13 protein-coding genes are annotated in these 18,700 nt (G+C 68.2%); 12 read left to right on the top strand and 1 reads right to left on the bottom strand.

Features of this window, described 5'->3' with window-relative positions:
• The first annotated feature begins 213 nt into the window (after positions 1–213).
• Genes AB0L64_RS29645 through AB0L64_RS29590 form a run of 12 tightly spaced genes read left to right on the top strand, consistent with a single transcriptional unit; the run spans position 214 to position 17,158 of the window.
• Positions 214–2,607 (top strand): Ig-like domain-containing protein, encoded by a 2,394-nt coding sequence (locus AB0L64_RS29645; RefSeq protein ID WP_363715310.1) that lies wholly within the window; start codon positions 214–216, stop codon positions 2,605–2,607.
• A 10-nt stretch (positions 2,608–2,617) separates the two neighbouring features.
• Positions 2,618–4,600: an ABC transporter substrate-binding protein gene (locus AB0L64_RS29640; RefSeq protein WP_363715308.1), complete on the top strand. Its 1,983-nt coding sequence runs from the start codon at positions 2,618–2,620 to the stop codon at positions 4,598–4,600.
• The gene (locus tag AB0L64_RS29635; protein ID WP_355700063.1) at positions 4,600–5,598 is read left to right on the top strand and encodes an ABC transporter permease; all 999 of its coding nucleotides are present in this window, start codon (positions 4,600–4,602) and stop codon (positions 5,596–5,598) included. The genes AB0L64_RS29640 and AB0L64_RS29635 overlap by 1 nt, the downstream gene beginning before the upstream one ends.
• A gap of 6 nt (positions 5,599–5,604) precedes the next feature.
• Positions 5,605–6,747, top strand: coding sequence for an ABC transporter permease (locus AB0L64_RS29630; protein WP_363715305.1), 1,143 nt, complete (start codon positions 5,605–5,607; stop codon positions 6,745–6,747).
• Between the two features lie 10 nt (positions 6,748–6,757).
• Positions 6,758–7,756 carry an ABC transporter ATP-binding protein gene (locus AB0L64_RS29625; protein WP_363715303.1) on the top strand — a complete coding sequence of 333 codons (999 nt, stop codon included), beginning with the start codon at positions 6,758–6,760 and terminating at the stop codon, positions 7,754–7,756.
• On the top strand, positions 7,753–8,760 hold the full coding sequence (locus AB0L64_RS29620; protein WP_363715301.1) for an oligopeptide/dipeptide ABC transporter ATP-binding protein: 1,008 nt from the start codon (positions 7,753–7,755) through the stop codon (positions 8,758–8,760). The genes AB0L64_RS29625 and AB0L64_RS29620 overlap by 4 nt, the downstream gene beginning before the upstream one ends.
• A 13-nt stretch (positions 8,761–8,773) precedes the next feature.
• Entirely contained in the window at positions 8,774–10,324 is a 1,551-nt protein-coding gene (locus tag AB0L64_RS29615) for an extracellular solute-binding protein (protein ID WP_363715299.1), read from the top strand.
• Positions 10,321–11,388, top strand: a complete 1,068-nt coding sequence (locus AB0L64_RS29610; protein ID WP_363715297.1) for a sialidase family protein — start codon at positions 10,321–10,323, stop codon at positions 11,386–11,388. The genes AB0L64_RS29615 and AB0L64_RS29610 overlap by 4 nt, the downstream gene beginning before the upstream one ends.
• Entirely contained in the window at positions 11,385–12,782 is a 1,398-nt protein-coding gene (locus tag AB0L64_RS29605; RefSeq protein ID WP_363715296.1) for a DUF5060 domain-containing protein, read from the top strand. The genes AB0L64_RS29610 and AB0L64_RS29605 overlap by 4 nt, the downstream gene beginning before the upstream one ends.
• Positions 12,779–13,948: a DUF5605 domain-containing protein gene (locus AB0L64_RS29600; protein ID WP_363715294.1), complete on the top strand. Its 1,170-nt coding sequence runs from the start codon at positions 12,779–12,781 to the stop codon at positions 13,946–13,948. The genes AB0L64_RS29605 and AB0L64_RS29600 overlap by 4 nt, the downstream gene beginning before the upstream one ends.
• Positions 13,948–16,038: a hypothetical protein gene (locus tag AB0L64_RS29595; protein WP_363715292.1), complete on the top strand. Its 2,091-nt coding sequence runs from the start codon at positions 13,948–13,950 to the stop codon at positions 16,036–16,038. Before AB0L64_RS29600 ends, AB0L64_RS29595 begins: the two co-directional genes overlap by 1 nt.
• Positions 16,031–17,158: a glycoside hydrolase family 28 protein gene (locus AB0L64_RS29590; protein ID WP_363715290.1), complete on the top strand. Its 1,128-nt coding sequence runs from the start codon at positions 16,031–16,033 to the stop codon at positions 17,156–17,158. The genes AB0L64_RS29595 and AB0L64_RS29590 overlap by 8 nt, the downstream gene beginning before the upstream one ends.
• On the opposite strand, the gene AB0L64_RS29585 is transcribed toward AB0L64_RS29590, so the two are convergent.
• Positions 17,136–18,656 (bottom strand): four-carbon acid sugar kinase family protein, encoded by a 1,521-nt coding sequence (locus tag AB0L64_RS29585; RefSeq protein WP_363715288.1) that lies wholly within the window; start codon positions 18,654–18,656, stop codon positions 17,136–17,138. The two genes, AB0L64_RS29590 and AB0L64_RS29585, sit on opposite strands and share 23 nt — an antisense overlap.
• Between the last annotated feature and the right edge of the window lie 44 nt (positions 18,657–18,700).

Here is an 18,700-nt window from a genome sequence, read left to right as displayed (position 1 = left end):
ACCACTGGCGCGGACGATCCGGCAAGAGTTCGTGCAAACGATTGCGGTCGAGGAAATCTCTGCCTGCAAACGATTGCAACTTTCCTGCGTCACGCTCTTGACATGCCTTCGTAACCTCCGTGACCATGAGGGCCGTCGTTCCATTCGGAGTTGACTAGATATTCAGACTGTGCGACTCAGCAGCCGCCCCCTGCCGAAAGCGAGGCATGGACGATGACAGAAACTCTCCCTGGCGAAGCCCCGGCGCCGGGTTGGTCCCGGCGCGGATTCGTCGGGACCACCGCGGCCGCCATCGGTGTCGCGTCGCTCGGCATCACGCCGACGGCGACCGCCGCAGCGACCGCGAAGACTGCCGGCGCCACTGCGAACGAGGACCGGCTGCCGGCCTTCCCGGGCGCCGAGGGCGCCGGGATGTGGGCCACGGGTGGCCGCGGTGGCTCCGTGTACGAAGTGACCACGCTGGCCGATTCCGGACCCGGATCGCTGCGGGACGCGGTCTCCGGCTCCGACCGGACGATCGTGTTCCGGGTCTCCGGCACGATCCAGCTGCAGTCGGGCCTGAAGATCGCGGGGAGCAACCTGACGATCGCCGGACAGACCGCGCCCGGGGGCGGGATCTGCGTGGCGGGCTACGGCACCAACATCAGCGGCGGCGCGCACGACATCGTGATGCGCTACCTGCGGTTCCGGCTCGGCGACGAGAACGCGGTCGCCGACGACGCCTTCAACACCAACGTGCCCGGCTCGGTGAGCCCGCAGATCCGCAACCTGATCATCGACCACTGCTCGTTCAGCTGGGCGGTCGACGAGTGCCTGTCGCCGTACGGGAACTTCGACGTCACCGTCCAGTGGTGCATCGTCTCCGAGGGCCTGGCGCTGTCCGCGCACCCGAAGAACCGGCACGGGTACGGCGGCATCTGGGGCGGCGAGCGGAACACGTACCACCACAACCTGGTCGCCCACCAGGGCGGACGGCAGCCGCGCTTCGGCTACACCGAGGGCATCAACCTCGAGGTCGACCACTACAACAACGTGATCTACGACCACGGGTACACCTCGGTGTACGGCGGTGAGTGGGCCAACGGCATCAACATCATGAACAACTTCTACAAGCCGGGCCCGACCACGCTCGACGAGGTCGCGCCGGTCGTGGTGAGCGCCAACCGCGGCGGCCAGTGGTACGTCGCCGGCAACCAGGTCGAGGGCCACCCGGAGGTCACGGCGCACAACCGGCGCGGCATCAGGTACCCGATCGGCGGCATCGTCGAACTGGCCGAGCCGCAGCCGATCCCGGGCCGCGGCGAGCTCCAAGCGGCCGGCAAGGCGTACGAGGCGGTGCTCGCCGGAGCCGGCGCGATCCTGCCCCGGCGCGACGCCGCCGACGCCCGGATCGTCGACGAGGTCCGCAACGGGACCGGGCGGCTGATCAACTCGCAGAAGCAGGTCGGCGGCTACCCGGAGCTGGCCCAGACCGAGGCGCCGGTGGACTCCGACCACGACGGCATCCCGGACTGGTGGGAGAAGGCGAACGGGCTCGACCCGAACGACCCGTCGGACGCGCAGAAGATCGCGCCGAACGGCTACACCTACTTGGAGAACTACCTCAACTCGCTGGTCCCGGACCCGGTCGGCAACCCGGCCGTGCGGATCACCGCCCCGGCGCAGAACCAGACGTTCGCCGGCCGGTCCGCGCCGACCGTGACGATCAAGGCCGATGCTTCCGCCGCGAAGGGCGGGCAGCTGGCCAAGGTCGAGTTCTTCGCCGGTGACCAGGTGATCGGCACCGCGACGAGCGCGCCGTACCAGGTGCAGTGGAAGAACGTTGCGGATGGCTCCTACTGGGTCACGGCGCGGGCCACCGACCGCAACGGTACGGCGACCCAGTCGACCGCCGTCCAACTGCACGTCAACAAGCAGGTGGGTACGGCGGGCTGGACGTCGGCCTCGGTCGGGAAGCCGCCGGTGCCGGGATCGGGGAGCCTGGACGGTGGGGTCCTGACCATCAAGGGCTCCGGCCGGATCTACGGGCGGAGCAGCAACTTCCACTACGTGTACCGAAAGCTCCAGGCCGGCGGTGCCGGCGCGGTCTCGCAGATCACCGCGCGGCTGGACAAGATCAGCAAGATCGCCAACGGGCTGACCGCGGGCCTGATGATCCGCGACTCGCTCGACCCGGCGGCTCCGTTCATGTACGGCGGGATCGGCTTCGGCGTCGCGGGTGGGTACGGCACGGTCAACGACAACGCGAGTGCCGCGCCGACGGCCACCGACGACGGCGGCATGAAGGCGCAGGCGATCCGGATCCAGACCCACGGTTCCGTGCCCAGCGTCGGCCCGTGGCCGTGGGACGGCAGCTACCTGGATCCCACGAAGGTGTACTGGCTGCGGCTGCTCCGGCGCGAGCGCCCGCAGTTCCGGGACGTCGAGTTCGAGGCGTTCATCTCCACGGATCAAGTCAAGTGGGACCGCTTCGGCTACGAGAAGCTCGTGATGCCGAACCGCTCCTTCTACATCGGGTTCGCCATCGACGGCGGCCTTCTGGACGACAACGGTCTCGTCGACTACGGGACCGCGCAGTTCAGCAACATCACGCTCGAGCAGCAGTGAGGTCATGACGATGTCTGAGAGCAAGATCGATCGACGCCGGCTGCTGCAGGGCGGTCTCGGCCTGCTGGCCGTCGCCACCGTCCCCGGCTGCGGCTTCTTCGACACCAAGCCGGCCGGGGCCGGTGCGCAAGCCGCCGCGGTCGGCGAGAAGGAATCGCCGATGCTGAAAGCCCTGGTGGACAAGGGCACGCTGCCGCCACTGGCGGACCGGCTCCCGAAGAACCCGCCGGTGATCAAGCCCCTCGACGGCAAGGCGATGTACGGCGGCACCTGGCGGTCGGCGATGCTGACCCAGGAGGACACCCAGTGGCTGTGGTACGCGATGCGCTACGAGCCGCTGCTGCGCTGGAAGCCCGACAAGGTCGGCAAGCCCGGCTACGACGAGATCGAGGCGAACACCTGCGAGTTCACGGTCGATGCCGAGAGCAAGGTCTACACCTTCTCCCTGCGTGAGGGCATGAAGTGGTCCGACGGCAAGCCGTGTACGGCGGACGACCTGATCTTCACGATCCTCGAGGTCCAGTGCGACGAGGGTCTGCACCCGGACGGTCTGTACGACGCGTTCACGTCGCCGGACACCGGCAAGATCGCGAAGGTCGAGAAGGTCGACGAGCGCACGATCAAGATGACCTACAGCTCGCCGCAGCCGTCGCTGCTGGTGCAGATCGCCGACGGCATCTTCGAGCGTGAAGGCGCCTACGGGATGCTGCTGCCGAAGCACTACTTCCAGCAGTTCCACCTGAAGTACAACAAGTTTGCGAACGCGCTGGCGAAGAAGGCCGGTGTCGGCAGCTGGACCGACCTGTTCGCGCAGAAGCAGAACCCGTGGACCAACGCGGAGCAGCCGACGCTGGCGCCGTGGAAGGTGACCACCGCGCTCGGCAAGGGCTCCGCGGTCACGCTGACCCGGAACCCGTACTACTGGAAGGTCGACGACCAGGGCCGGCAGCTGCCGTACATCGACAACTGCCGCGTCGAGGTCGTCCAGGACGCCCAGGTCGAGCTGCTCAAGGTGATGAACGGCGAGTTCGGCATGCAGTACCGGAACTTCGGCACGCCGCAGAACAAGCCGGTCGTTGCGCAGAACCGGGAGAAGGGCGGCTACAAGATCTTCGAGGTGCCGACCCAGCTCACCAACACGATGGTCCTCGGCCTCAACCTGACCCACAAGGACCCGGTCAAGCGGGCGCTGTTCTCCAACAAGGAGTTCCGGGCCGGTCTGTCGCACGCGATCAACCGCAAGGAGGTCATCGACGCGGTCTACGCCGGCCAGGGGGAGCCCTGGCAGGGTGCGCCGCCGAAGGACTCGCCGTACTACAACGAGCAGCTGGCCACGCAGTTCCTGGAGTTCGACGCCGCCAAGGCGAACCAGCACCTCGACGCAGCCGGGCTGACCAAGAAGTCGGCGGACGGCAAGCGGCTCGGTACCGACGGGAAGCCGGTGTCGGTGGCCGTGCTGGTCAGCGAGTCGTTCCCGGACCACGTCGAGGCGATCGAGTTCGTCAAGAAGCGCTGGGCCGCGGTCGGGATCGAGCTGCGCACCCAGGCGGTCAGTGAAGACCTCTACAAGGAGCGGGTCAAGGCCAACGACCACGACGCCGGCACCTGGACCTGCGGCACGTTCGTGCTGCCCACCGGGACCGGCGGTGACCACTACTGGGTGCCGACCAACGACGGCAGCGCGCGGTACGGCATCGGCTGGGCGCAGTGGTACCAGTCGAAGGGCGAGGAAGGCGTGCAGCCGCCGGCCGAGATCAAGAAGCAGATGGAGCTGTTCACCCAGGCTCGGCAGGAGCCGGACCCGGCGAAGACGCTCGACCTGGGCAAGCAGATCCTGCAGATCGCGGCGGACCAGTTCTACTACATCGGCATCAGCTCGGTCCCGAACACGTACGGCGTGGTGAAGAACGACTTCCACAACGTGCCGGCCACGATGAGCGAATCGGTCGCCCCGGGCATCGTCCACCCCGAGCAGTTCGCGATCGGCCAGTAATGCTGCGCTTCGTGGCCCGGCGGCTGGTCTGGATGGGCATCACGCTGGCGGCGATCTCGTTCGTCACCTTCGTGGTCATCAAGCTGCCGCCGGGCGACTACACCACCACGGTGATCGCGAACGCGGAGGCCCGCGGCCAGGACATCCCGGACTCGCAGATCGCCGAGCTGAAGCGGCACTACGGGCTCGACAAGCCGTTCATCGTGCAGTACCTCACCTGGATCAAGGGCGTCGTACTGCACGGTGACCTCGGCCAGTCGTTCGCCTGGAACCAGTCGGTGGCCAGCCTGATCGGCAACCGGGTGCTGCTGTCGATGGTGCTGTCGATCGCCAGCCTGCTGTTCGTCTGGGCGATCGCGTTCCCGATCGGCATCTACAGCGCGCTACGGCAGTACTCGGGCGGCGACTACCTGGCCTCGTTCCTCGGCTTCATCGGGATGGCCGTGCCGGAGTTCATGCTCGCGCTGGTGATGATGTACATCGGGTTCCGGTACTTCGGCCAGAGCGTCGGCGGACTGTTCTCACCGGAGTACGCCGACGCGGCCTGGAACCTGGGCAAGCTGCTCGACCTGTTGTCCCACCTGTGGATCCCGATCGTGGTGGTCGGCGTCGCCGGGACGGCCGGCCTGATCCGGATCACCCGGGCGAATCTGCTCGACGAGTTGCACAAGCCGTACGTCGCGACCGCGCGGGCGAAGGGCCTGCCGGAGTGGAAGCTGCTGCTCAAGTACCCGGTCCGGATGTCGCTCAGCCCGTTCTTCAGCACGGTCGGCTGGCTGCTGCCCGGCCTGATCAGCGGCGAGACGATCGTGTCGGTCGTGATGAGCCTGCCGACCAGCGGCCCGCTGCTGCTCGGGGCGGTGAAGAGCCAGGACATGTACCTGGTCGGCAGCTTCGTGCTGATCCTCAGCACGTTGACGGTGATCGGCACGATGCTCAGCGACCTCGCACTGGCCTGGTGGGATCCGCGGATCCGCACCCGGTTCCAGAAGGGATAGATCTGAATGGTCCAGCAGACCGAGGCGATCGCTCCTGACACCTCGCACGAAGTGCCGGCGGAGGTCGTGAAGAGCCTTCGCGACCACGGCGCGCTGCCGCAGTGGCGGCTGATGTGGCGGCAGTTCCGCCGGCACCGGCTGGCGCTGATCGGGCTGATCGTGCTGGTCCCGATCTACTTCGTCGCGATCTTCGCGGGCTTCTTCGCCCCGTCGAGTGCCGACACCGCGCACACCTCGCTGCCGTACGCCCCACCGCAGCGGATCCATGTCGACGCCGAGCACGGGATGTTCGTGTACGGGTACTCGTCGACGCGCAACCAGGAGACGTTCGAGCAGACCTTCACCGTCGACAAGTCGAAGATCGTCGACATCGGGTGGTTCGTGCGCGGCGACGAGTACTCGATCCTGGGCCCGATCAAGTCGAGCATCCACCTGATCGGGCCGACGACGGCCGGCGAGCCGTTCTTCCTGGTCGGCGCCGACCAGTCCGGCCGCGACCTGCTGTCCCGGCTGATCCACGGCGCCCGGGTGTCGTTGTCGATCGGACTCGTCGGCGTGTTCGCGAGCTTCGTGCTCGGCATGCTGATCGGCGGTATCTCCGGCTACCTGGGCGGCACGGTCGACAACATCATCCAGCGGATCATCGAGTTCATCATGTCGGTCCCGACGCTGCCGCTGTGGATGGCGCTGTCGGCCGCCCTGCCGGGCAGTTGGGGACCGTTGACCAGGTACTTCGCGATCACCGTGATCCTCTCGCTGATCGGCTGGACCGGGCTGGCGCGGGACGTCCGCGGCCGGTTCCTCAGCCTGCGCGAGGAGGACTTCGTGATGGCGGCCCGGCTGGACGGCGTCGGCCGGACCGGGATCATCTTCGGCCACATGGTGCCGTCGTTCGCCAGTCACATCATCGCGTCGATCTCGATGGCGGTGCCGCGGATGATCCTCGCCGAGACCAGCCTGTCGTTCCTCGGCCTCGGTCTGCAGCCGCCCGCGGTGAGCTGGGGCGTGCTGCTCGAGGGCGCGCAGAACATCCGCGCGGTCGCCACGGCGCCGTGGCTGCTGACACCCGGCCTCGCGGTCGTGGTGGTCGTCCTGGCCATGAACTTCGTCGGCGACGGTCTGCGCGACGCCGCGGATCCCTACAAGTGAGGACCCTCTGATGCAACCTCTACTGGAAGTGCGCTCGTTGAGGACTCACTTCGAGCTCGGCGACGGGGTGGTGAAGGCTGTCGACGGCGTCAGCCTGTCGGTCCCACGCGGCCGGACGCTCGCCGTGGTCGGCGAGTCCGGGTGCGGCAAGAGCGTCACCGCCCGGTCGATCCTGCGGCTGGTGGAGAAGCCGGCCCGGATCGTCGGCGGCGAGATCCTGCTGTACGACGACGCGCCGGACAGCGAGCCGCTCGACCTGCTGGCCGCGAAGGACAAGCGGCTGCGGCAGGTGCGCTGGGCCGACATCGCGATGGTGTTCCAGGAGCCGATGGCGTCGCTCAGCCTGGTGCACACGATCGGCGACCAGATCGTCGAGGCGATCCGGCTGCACGAGCATCTCGGCAAGCAGGCCGCCCGGGAGCGCGCGATCGAGATGCTCGGCCGGGTCGGCATCCCGAACCCGCAGCGCCGCGTGGACTCGTACCCGTTCCAGCTGAGCGGGGGCATGCGGCAGCGCGCGATGATCGCGATGGCGCTGTCGTGCCGGCCGCGGCTGCTGATCGCGGACGAGCCGACGACCGCGCTCGACGTCACCACCCAGGCGCAGATCCTGGACCTGCTGCAGGACCTGCAGCAGGAGTTCGGGATGGCGATCATGCTGATCACGCACGACCTCGGCGTCGCGGCGCAGGTCGCCGACGAGGTCGCGGTGATGTATCTCGGCGAAGTCGTCGAGCAGGGGCCGGCGTCCGCCGTGCTCAGCCGGCCCAAACACCCTTACACGCGAGCACTTGTGCGTTCGGTGCCCAGACTCGGTGCGCGCGGGCAGGAGCGGCTGGTCGCAGTCCGCGGGACCGTACCGCCGCCGTACGAGCGGCCGTCGGGGTGTCGGTTCCACCCGCGATGCGACGCGTTCATGGCCGGGAAGTGCGACACGACCGTGCCGCTCCGGGTGCGCAGCGACGAGATCGACGTTGCCTGTCTGCTGTACGGCGAGGAGAAGTCATGACGTTGCTGGAGACGCGTGGGCTGACCATGCACTTCCCGCTGCACGGCGGGTTCCTCGGGCGGAACCGGGGCTTCGTGAAGGCGGTCGACGGTGTCGACCTGTCGATCCAGGCCGGCCGGACGCTCGGGCTCGTGGGCGAGTCCGGCTGCGGGAAGACGACCCTCGGCCGCTGCATCGTCCGCGCCTACGAGCCGACCTCGGGCAGCATCATGTTCGACGGTGTCGACCTGGCGCCGCTGAGCGAGAAGCAGCTGAAGCCGTACCGCGGTCAGGTCCGCCTGATCTTCCAGGACCCGCACTCCTCGCTCGACCCGCGCAAGACGCTGCGCGACATCATCGCCGAGCCGCTCCGGGTGCAGGCGGCGGGGTCGCGTGACGAGATCGACGACAAGGTCGCCGCGCTGCTGCGTCGCGTCGGGCTGCGGGCCGAGTACGCGCACCGCTACCCGCACGCGTTCAGCGGCGGCGAGCGGCAGCGGGTCGTGATCGCGCGGGCGCTCGCCACCGAGCCGCGGCTGGTGGTCGCGGACGAGGCGGTCAGCGCGCTCGACGTGTCGGTCCGGGCCCAGATCCTCAACCTGCTGCGGGATCTGCAGGAGGAGTCCGGCCTCACCTACCTGTTCGTGTCCCACGACCTCGGCATCGTCGAGCACGTCGCCGACGACGTCGCGGTGATGTACGTCGGCAAGCTCGTCGAGAGCGCGACGACCGAGGAGCTCTACACCAAACCCCTGCACCCGTACACCGAGGCGCTGCTGAGCGCCGTACCGGATCCCGATCCCGCCTCCCGCGGGCTCCGCGAGCGCATCAAGCTGCGCGGCGAGATCGCGGACCCGTCGAAGGTGCCGTCCGGCTGCCCGTTCCACCCGCGGTGCGGGTACGCCGAGGCGCGGTGCAAGACCGAAGTCCCGCAGCTGCGCGAGATCGGCGGCCGCAAAGTCGCGTGCCACCTGGCCGAGCAGCTCGACCTGAAGGGTGTCCTCACGGCCACCACCGCCCCGTAGGAAAGGTCATTCCATGTCTGAAGCTCAGAACGCCGAGCGTCCTTCCGCTTCGTCCGACGGCCCCGGCCTGTCGCGTCGCGGTTTCGTCCGCAACAGCGCGCTGCTCGGCGGCCTGGCCGCCCTGGGCGGCGTGCTCCCGGCCGGGACCGCCGCCGCTGCCACCACCAGCTCCACCACCGCCACGCCGCGTGGCAGCGTGAGCTCCGCGGCCGGTGTCGTCGACATCCCGAACAAGTACAACGTGCCGTTCTCGGTCGCCGACGACGAGCTGTTCGTGTTCGCCGCCAACTTCAAGCCGTTCGAGCTCGGCGGCAACGACCAGGGCCGGGAGGCGACCCGGTACTTCGACACCGTCTTCGGCGACGCGATCCGGGCCAAGTTCCCCAACATCAAGCTGAAGTACGCCACCTGGGACTACCCGATCCGCTACGAGGACATCGCCAAGGCCGGCCGGGTGCCGGATCTGATCCTGGAGGACCCGCGGCTGCGGATCGACCGGGACCTCGAGCCGCTGGGCTGGACCCAGGACATCACCGGACTGGTGCAGCAGGCCGGCATCGACCTCACCACGCTGAACGTCGGCTCGGTCGAGCAGATCAAGTCCCGCTCCGACGGCGGCCTGTACGGCGTCCCGCTGTGGATCGACGAGAGCCTGCTGTTCTACAACAAGCTGATCTTCGACAAGTTCGGCGTCCGGTACCCGACGGCCGGGTCGACGTACGACGACGTCTACAAGCTCGCGCAGAAGCTCACCCGGCAGGACGGGATCCACCACTACAAGGGCTACATGCAGCACCCGGACAACTATCTCGCGATGAACCAGCTCGGGCTCTACCCGTTCGTGCCCGGTTCGAGCGAGCAGCCGGCGCCGGAGGACGTGAAGGTCAACCTGACCAGCGCGGAGTGGAAGACCGTCGCGAACAACATGTACCGGTTCCTGATGATCCCGCGGAACAACTTCACCACGGTGGACGACTTCTTCAAGGGCGACATGAGCTTCCCCGGTCACCTCGCGATGGCGGTGAACAACCTGTCGAAGCTGAACGCGTACGCGCTCAGCCCGTACTACGTCGAGGAGGACGACGCCGCGCAGTTCGCCGAGTGGGCCAAGAGCGTGAAAATCGGCGTCACCTCGATGCCGGTGCTGTCGCGCGGCTCGCAGACGATCTACCAGCCGGACACCCGCGCGGCGTTCATCCCGCCGCAGTCGCAGCACAAGGACCAGGCGCTGGACGTGATCAAGTACCTGGTGTCGGAGGAGATGCAGACCCGGATCTCGTCGTACGGCATGAAGGCGGTGCTGAAGACCGACGCGGTCGTGAACGCGTTCGGTACGGCGATCCCGGAGTTGGCGGCGGTCGACACGTCGGCCGTCTACTGGGGCGACAACGCGGTGATCAAGAACTACCAGAACACCGAGTACTGGGACATCCCGCTGTACAAGGTGTTCCGGCAGCACGTGCTCAAGGACGGCATGGACGTCGACTCGTCGCTGCTGGTCACCGAGACGCAGGACATCCCCGACTACATCAAGGCGCAGGTCGCCCGCGGGCTCACATGGTGATCGATCCCAGGTTCGACGGCCGCATCCGCGAGGGTGCGGCCCTCCTGCCCACCATCCACCCCGGCGACAGCCACGCCGCGACGCTGGTCGAGACCGCGTCCGGCGACCTGCTCTGCGCCTGGTTCAACGGGCCGGGGGAGGGCGAGCCGGACACGAACATCGTGCTCTCCCGCCTCCCGGCCGGCTTCGACACCTGGCTACCGCCCGTACAGCTGTCCTCCGACCCGCGCAGGTCGGAACAGAACCCCCTGCTGTTCGTCGCCCCGCCCGCGTCGGACGTTTGGTTGCTGCATACCTCGAACGAGCCGCATGACCAGTCGACCTCGCGGGTTGTTCGGCGGGCCTCCCACGACGGCGGTCTGACGTGGGAGCGGAGCGAGGTGCTGTTCGACCACCTCGGCTCGTTCATCCGGAACCCGATTGTTGTCCTGAGCAACGGCGACTGGCTGCTGCCGGCGTACGACTGTGACAAGGCCGCCGAGCGTACGGTGGTGAAACTGAGCACCGACCAAGGCTCGACCTGGTCCACCGTGGAAGTGCCTGATGCGGTCGGACAGGTGCAGATGAGCATCGCCGAGCTGTCACCGGGCGAACTCGTCGGCTACTACCGCAGCCGCGCCGCCGACCGCATCCACCGGTCGGTGTCGAAGGACAACGGCCGCACCTGGACCGCTCCCGAGAAGACCACGCTGCCGAACAACAACTCGGCGATCCAGGTGCTCCGGCTCAGCGACGGTCGGCTCGTCATGGTGTTCAACGACTCGTGCGCCGACCGCGACCAGTTCCGCTGGGTCGACGACGGCTTGGGCGGCGTCCGCCGGAAGACCCTGCGGACCCCGCTGACGCTGGCGCTGTCCGAGGACGACGGCGCCACCTGGCCGTACTGGCGCAACCTCCAGGTGCAGGACGAGGAGTACCGCGACAACGAGTTCGGCTACTCGTACCCGACGCTGCTGCAGACCCGCGACGGCCGGCTGCACGTCGCGTACTCGTACCTGCGCAAGACCATCAAGCACGTGATCCTGGCGCCCGAGTGGATCCAGGCAGGAGACCGATTGCCATGAGTATCGAGAAGTGGGGCCTGCACGAGCTCACCCTGACCGGGCCGTCCGGCGGCAACCCGTTCGTCGATGTGGAGTTCCAGGTCACCTACCAGTTCCGGAACCGGATGGTGACCGTCGACGGCTTCTACGACGGCGACGGGGACTACCGTGCGCGGTTCTCACCGGACCGCGAGGGGGAGTGGTCGTACATCACGTCCAGCTCCGCCCCCGAACTGGACGGCCACCAGGGCACCTTCACCTGCGCCCCACCGGGCCAGGGCAACCACGGACCGGTCGACGTGCTCGGCAGGCACCACTTCTCCTACGCCGACGGCAGTCGCTACGACTGCATCGGCACCACCTGCTACCACTGGACGTACGAGACGAAGGAGCTCCAGGAGCTCACGCTCGAGTCGTTGCGCGAGGCACCCTTCGACAAGGTCCGGATGTGCCTGCTGCCCACCGACGGTATGCGCCCCGAGCGCACCCCGTTCGCGGGCAACACGCCCGGGTCCGTCGATGTCGAGCGGTACGACCCGGTGTTCTTCCAGCACTTCGAGAGCCGTGTCGCCGACCTGCTGGCGCTGGGGATCCAGGCGGACCTGATCCTGTTCCACCCGTACGACCGCGGCGTGTGGGGCTTCGACCGGATGACCCCGGCGCAGGACGCGGCGTACCTGCGGTACGTCGTCGCGCGGCTGGCGGCGTACCGCAACGTCTGGTGGTCGCTGTCTAACGAGTACGACTTCAACCACGAGAAGACGATCGCGGACTGGGACCGGCTGCTCCAGTTGGTGCAGCGCTACGACCCGTACCAGCGGCTGCGGTCGATCCACAACGGCACCAAGATGTACGAGGTCTTCACGCCGTACGACTTCGGCAAGCCGTGGATCACCCACCAGAGTGTGCAGCACTGGGACGGCGCCGAGGTCGCCGCGTGGCGGGAGTGCCCGAAGCCGGTGGTGATCGACGAGATCGGCTACGAGGGCAACGCCGGCCGCCGCTGGGGCAACCTGACCGCGGACGAGATGGTGCACCGGTTCTGGCAGGGCATGTCGCTCGGCGGGTACGTCGGTCACGGCGAGTCGTTCGTCGACCGTGAGACCCGGGCGTGGATCTCGATCGGCGGCCGGCTGTACGGCGACAGCCCGGAGCGGATCGACTTCCTGCGGGCCGTGTTCGCCGGACTGCCGCGGCAGTCGGACGGCGAGGTCGACACCGACCGCTGCGTGCTGCACTACCTCGGCGACCGGCAGCCGTCGGCCGTGGAACTCGACCTGCCGGACGGATCGCCGTTCCACTTCGACCTGATCGACACCCGCGCGATGACCATCACCCCGCTGGCCGAATACGCCGGCCCGAGCCGCATCCCGCTGCCCGCCACTCCGTACCTCGCCCTGAGAGGCACCCGATGACGTCAGTAGCACGCTGGGACGTGCTCGAACTACCAGTATCCGGACCTTGTGGCGTGCACTTCCGCCACCCGTCCGGCGCCACCGCCTACGCCGAGTCGTTCCAGTCGGGAGACAGCTGGCTCGTCCGGTTCAGCCCGGACCTGGAAGGCGAGTGGTCGGGGTCTTCCGGCATTGAGTTCACCTGCACGCCGGGGACCTCGCGTGGTCCGGTCCGGCGTTTCGGGACGGCGCTGCGATGGGCGGACGGTACGCCGTACCACCCGCTGACGACGTCGTGGTTCGGCCGCCCCGACCAATGGGCCGCGGCGCGTCCCGCGATCGCGGCGTCGCCGTTCAACCGCGTCCGGCTCGCACTCTCGGAGACCATCGAGGACCAGGTCCGCGACCTCTTGACGGCCGGCATCGTCGCCGACGTGATCCTCCCGCTGAACGAGGCCACCATCCGCGCCACGGTGAACCGCCTGTCCGCGTACCGCAACGTCACCTGGTGCCTGTCGCCGACCAGCACACCGCAGGCCACGGACGTCCGCCGGCTGGCCGAGCTCATCGCCGAACTCGATCCGAGCCACCACCTGATCTCGATGCACGAGGCAACCGATCCCGGACCGCCGTGGCTGACCCACCTCAGCGTCCGCCTCGCGAACCTGCGTGGTGTCTCGGCCCTCCGCCGCGACTACGCCAAACCCGTCTTCGTCGACGCCTGCGGCCACGAAGGCAACGGCACCACCCCCGACACCAGCCTCCGTCCCGAGGAGATGCTGACCCGTATCTGGGAAGGGACGGTCCGCGGGGCGTACGTAACCCATGGCGAATGGTACGTCGACACGCCTTGGTCAGCCGGGGGTAGTCGGCCGACAGGTGTTGTGGCGCAGCGGCTTCGGTTGTTGCGTGAGGTCCTCGACGAGCTCCCGGACGGTGTCGAGCCCATCGACGACTACCGCGACGCACCGACTCTCGCGGTGCCCGGCTCGTACTACCTGCAGTACCTCGGCGAACACCAGTTCCCCGACCGCACGTTCTCGCTCCCGGAGGGCGTGTACGACGTCGACGTGCTGGACGTATGGAACCACTCGGTACGCCGTACCCGTGAGAACGTCACCGACACGCTGACCGTCCGGCTGCCCGGCACGCAGTACCAGGCCATCCAGATCCGCCGGACGTCCTGATGCCACCGCTGACCTCGGGACCCCGCCAAGCCGAACTCCGCCGTACGCCGGACGGCGTGGTCCTGCAGCTCGGCCTGGCCGGCGGCCCGGTCTACCTCGAACGCCCGCTGGCCGGTCTGCTGACCTGCTCGGCCGGCCGGCCGTGGCAGCCGAGTCTGCTCCAGGCGGGCGGGACGCCGTCACCCGACGGCTGGTGGATCTCGCGGCGACCGGGCGAGCACCGCGCCGGCTGTCGCACCGGACCGCTCGCGGTCGAGGTGCAGCTGGCGTTCGACGACGGCGACCGGTTGAACCTCGAGCTCCGGTGGCGCAACACGAGCAAGCGCCGGCTCGCGGACCTTGCTGTCGGGCTGCTGCTCGACCTGGGCCGGGCGAAGGACAGCCAGCTCACCGTCCCCGGCGTGATCTACAACGACAACCCGTCCGCCGACCTGGCGCGCGCCGTACCGCGAATCGGTCCGGCGCCCGGCGGGGGATTCGTCGCCGAGGAGGACCGGCTGCCGATCCCCGGGGTGAACCTCGAATGGCGCGAGGGCCGCGAACGGCGTTGGCTGTCCGTCCTCTCGCGCCCGCAGGCGCGCCGCTCGGGGGACGGCCAGGTCCGCTACGGTTCGCTCGGCGCGATCCGGCAGGAGGGGCCGGTGATCGCGGCACTCAGCGGCGTCTTGATGTTCGACGGCAAGCAGGACATCCGGTATGTCAGCAAGGCCGAGACCGAGGCCACCGACGACGGCTACCTCACGCTGCGGCCGGGGGAGAGCTACACGCAGCAGCTCGTCCTCGACTGGGGGCCGCAGGACATTCGTGGTCACGCCTTCCGGCAGCTGGTCCACACGGCGCGCACGGTCTTCACTGGTGCCGGTGCTGACGGTCTGGCGCCGGGCGAGTTGATCCGGCTGAAGACCGTTGCTCTGGACAACCGGTGGTATCAGTCCGGGACGGTGGCCGGGTACACGAAGTTCAGTGACATCCCGGGCAACGGTCCGCGGAAGACGCGGCACTTCATGTACGGGTGGACCGGCCAGGCGCTCAAGCTCGCCTGGTGCGACGCAAAGCTCGGCTTCAACACCCGGGACCGCCTGCGCATCGATCGCTGCCGCGCGGCTGTCGAGTTCTACCTGTCGGGCAGCCCGACGCCGACTCCCGGTCTGCGCCACAACGCCTATCAGGCCATCACCCGTCGCTGGACCAGCTTCCGGACCGGCAACCGGCCCATGGTCTCCAGCCGTGCTTACGGCGAGACGATCGCCGACCTGGCCGACATCATCACGCTCTTCCGAGCGCACAGCGAAGCTGTTCCGCCGTCCTGGCTGCACGCCCTCACGGAGTCCATGACCTTTCTTCGCTGCTCGGCCGGCGCTCAGATGGCCGACGGCACGTTCCCGGTGGGGTGGCGGCTGGACGGCTCGCCGGCGGCGACGACCGTCTCGTCGGCCGGGATCCCGTGCGTACTCGCTGCGCTGAAGGCCTCGGAGGTTCTTGACGACGCCGAGCTGTTGGCGGAGGCGACCGTCTGGCTGTCCCGGTACCACGATCAGCACGCGCGGACCTTCGACCGCCCGTTCTCGCGGTCCACTCTCGACGCGGCGTGCGAGGACAAAGAAGCCGGCATGTACTACTTCATGGCCGCCTACGAGCTCTTCCGCCGTACCGGCGACCCCGTCTACGCGACCTGGTGCGAGGTGGCCGCCGACTGGCTCCTGACCTGGGTCTACGTGTGGTCCCCTGAACAGGACGAGGGTTCGCCCTTGCACGCGGCCGGCTTCAACGCGATCGGCTGGCCGACCGTCAGTGTCCAGAACCATCACCTCGACGCCTTCTTCCCGACGTACGAACTGCTGTCCTTCGGTCTCACCACCAACCGCCGGTCGTACGTCGACGCTGCCCGAACGACCCTCCAGGCCCTCACCCAGACCATCGCCATCAGCCCCCACGACTGGAACTTCCCCCTGCCCGGCGAACAAGGCGAAGCCGTCTTCCAAACCCACTGGCAACGCCGCGGCCACGCCAACACCTGGAACCCCAGCTGGGTCATCGCCGTACCACTCGCCAACGCCCTCCGCGCCCAAGCCCTACCACTCGATGACTGACTACCTGATCACCAACTTCGGCGCCGCTCCTGACGCGGACTGTACGGCGGCGATCGCGAGGGCGATCGACGCGTGCGCGCTCACCGGCGGGCGTGTCGTCGTACCCGCCGGTGAATTCCACACTGGTGCGATCCGGTTGCGCAGCAACGTCGAGCTGCACGTGTCTGCCGGCGCGACGCTGCGGTTCAGCACCGACCCAGCGGCGTACCCGATCGTCCGCACCCGGTGGCAGGGGATCGAGTGCTTCAGTCACTCACCTCTCATCTACGCGTACGACGAAACGGACGTCGCGATCACCGGCACCGGAACCCTCGACGGCGGCGCGAGCACGGACAACTGGTGGCGCAACACCCGCCCGCGCACGGACTGGGAACGCCTGCTGCGCATGGTCGACGACGGCGTCCCGGTGGCGGACCGTGTCTTCGAACCCGGTCACGGTTTCCGCCCGAGCTTCGTCCAGCCGCACAGCTGTCGTCGCGTCCGCATCGAGGACGTCCGCATCGTCAACGCCCCGATGTGGGTGGTGCACCCGGTCTTCTGCAGCGACGTCCTGGTGCGCGGCGTCACCGTCGACTCGCACGGCCCGAACAACGACGGCTGCAATCCCGACTCCTGCACGGACGTCGTCATCACCGGCTGCTCGTTCGACACCGGTGACGACTGCATCGCGATCAAGTCCGGCCGCGACGACGACGGCCGCCGCGTCGGCCGCCCGTCCCGGAACATCCTCATCGAGTCGTGCCGATTCGTCGCCGGCCACGGCGCTCTGACGATCGGGAGCGAAGTATCCGGCGGAGTCCACAACGTCCACGCCCGCGACCTGCACGTCACCGGCCCAGCCGTCGACCACGCCGTACGGATCAAGACGAACTCCTCACGTGGCGGCCTGATCGAGCAGGTCCGTGTCGAAAACCTCGCGGTCGAAGCAGTCACCTCCTCCGCCGTACTCATCACCACCCGCCACGCGGAACCCGAACACCTCGGCGACCACGCCCCCGTCGTACGCGACATCACCATCACGAACCTGACCGTCGCCTCCGCGCCACGCACCGTCGAAATCCTCGACAGCCCACAGGCACCAGTCGAATCCTTCACCCTCACCACCCCCGAAACCGCGTAAACAGATCGACCTCCCCCAACTGCCCCGGCTTCAACAACAACTCCAACCCATCAAGCTCCACCTCGCCCGACGCCACCCGGCACAAATGCACCCCAGGCGCGATCGACTCCGACGCACCAACCAGCTCAAGCGCACTGACCCCGAGCTCCCGCAACACCTGCCCGGACGTATCCCCACCCGCCACAACCACACGACGTACGCCGGTCGCCGCAGCAACCCCTCGCACAACCTCCGCCAACGCAGCAGGCACCTGCGCGAGGCTGCCAGGATCCAACTCATTCGTATGCACGACGACCCCATCCACCCCCGCCACGAACGCACCAATCACCCGCCCCACCACCCCCTCCGCAAGCGCGCTAGTCGCCTGACCTGCCGTGCCGTCCGCCGGCCCAGCAGTCGCCTGAGCCGCCACACCGTCGGCGAGCGCGGCAGCCTTCTGACCTGCCGTGCTGTCCGCTGGCACAGCGGTCGTCTGACCTGCCGTGCCGTCCGCAGGCATGGCGGTCGTCTGACCGGGCACACCGTCGGCGAGCGCGGCAGCCTTCTGACCTGCCGTGCTGTCCGCTGGCACAGCGATCGTCTGAGCGGGCACACCGTCGGCGAAAGCGGCGGTCGTCTGAGCCGTCGCACTGTCTGCGAGCGGCAGCACCTCCCAGCCGGCGGAGCGGGCGTACTCGATCTGCTCCGCGGTACGCCGCGACTGGCTGCCAGACACCACCAACACCGGCCCGCCGACACGGGACGCTGCCGCGGTAGCTGCTCGGCCGTGGGGCCGAAGGGCCAAGGCGACGGCTCGGGACATACCGCCTGAGCCCACGACGAACCTGGCTTCACCCGCGTCTCCCAGGATCACCTGTCCGAGCAGCCGAAGATCCTCGTCGGTCAGCGCATCTAGCAAAACCGCGGCGACATCTCCAGCCGCGGTGAGGCCAGTCGCGAGGGTGGAGTAGGTGGTCAGGTGAAGGGCGCCAAGAGGAAGCGACGTTTGACGGCTGAGGTGTTCGAGGAGATCGGATTCGTCCATGGGGGTAGCGGGATGGGAGGACATGGTGGGTTGACGGTCGAGGCGGTGAACGGTACCGGCCTCGGCGGCGAAGTGGTGGCTGAAGACGGTGTAGCGGCCCAGCTCCGGTTGCGCGATGAGGACGGGTACGACGGTGGTGCCACAAACCTCCCGCCCGATCTCCAGGGCTCGCCCGATGCTGCCGCGCGTGGGGGAGGAGTCGGCAGTCGAGCAGACCTTGTACTGCAACACACGCGGCCCAAGATCCCGAAGCGCCTTCAGCACCGGACGAAGCTCCGCCTCCTGCTCGTCCGGCGGCAGCGACCGACCGATCCCGGCGACACCGATCACGTCGTACCGCTCGGCCAACCCCCGCAACTCAGATGCCGACGGCAACGTCACAAGCAGCACCGACCGCAACCCGACCCGAGCAAACTGCACCATCGCATCGGTCGACCCAGTGAAGTCGTCCCCGTAGAACGCCGCCTCAACCACAACCGCCGCCCCACTTGTTGAAGGTCTGTTGCGCTGCGAGAGCC

The sequence above is a fragment of the Kribbella sp. NPDC051936 genome, assembly GCF_040680955.1.
In the GTDB taxonomy this organism is placed as follows: Bacteria; Actinomycetota; Actinomycetes; order Propionibacteriales; family Kribbellaceae; genus Kribbella.
Note: the sequence above shows the minus strand (reverse complement) of the source record. Positions and strands in the feature narration are given on the sequence as shown.

Bases quoted from the DNA above. Each gene is read 5' to 3' on its own strand.
- AB0L64_RS29645 (WP_363715310.1), top strand. From the start codon at position 214: ATGACAGAAACTCTCCCTGGCGAAGCCCCGGCGCCGGGTTGGTCCCGG.
- AB0L64_RS29640 (WP_363715308.1), top strand. From the start codon at position 2,618: ATGTCTGAGAGCAAGATCGATCGACGCCGGCTGCTGCAGGGCGGTCTC.
- AB0L64_RS29635 (WP_355700063.1), top strand. From the start codon at position 4,600: ATGCTGCGCTTCGTGGCCCGGCGGCTGGTCTGGATGGGCATCACGCTG.
- AB0L64_RS29630 (WP_363715305.1), top strand. From the start codon at position 5,605: ATGGTCCAGCAGACCGAGGCGATCGCTCCTGACACCTCGCACGAAGTG.
- AB0L64_RS29625 (WP_363715303.1), top strand. From the start codon at position 6,758: ATGCAACCTCTACTGGAAGTGCGCTCGTTGAGGACTCACTTCGAGCTC.
- AB0L64_RS29620 (WP_363715301.1), top strand. From the start codon at position 7,753: ATGACGTTGCTGGAGACGCGTGGGCTGACCATGCACTTCCCGCTGCAC.
- AB0L64_RS29615 (WP_363715299.1), top strand. From the start codon at position 8,774: ATGTCTGAAGCTCAGAACGCCGAGCGTCCTTCCGCTTCGTCCGACGGC.
- AB0L64_RS29605 (WP_363715296.1), top strand. From the start codon at position 11,385: ATGAGTATCGAGAAGTGGGGCCTGCACGAGCTCACCCTGACCGGGCCG.
- AB0L64_RS29600 (WP_363715294.1), top strand. From the start codon at position 12,779: ATGACGTCAGTAGCACGCTGGGACGTGCTCGAACTACCAGTATCCGGA.
- AB0L64_RS29595 (WP_363715292.1), top strand. From the start codon at position 13,948: ATGCCACCGCTGACCTCGGGACCCCGCCAAGCCGAACTCCGCCGTACG.
- AB0L64_RS29590 (WP_363715290.1), top strand. From the start codon at position 16,031: ATGACTGACTACCTGATCACCAACTTCGGCGCCGCTCCTGACGCGGAC.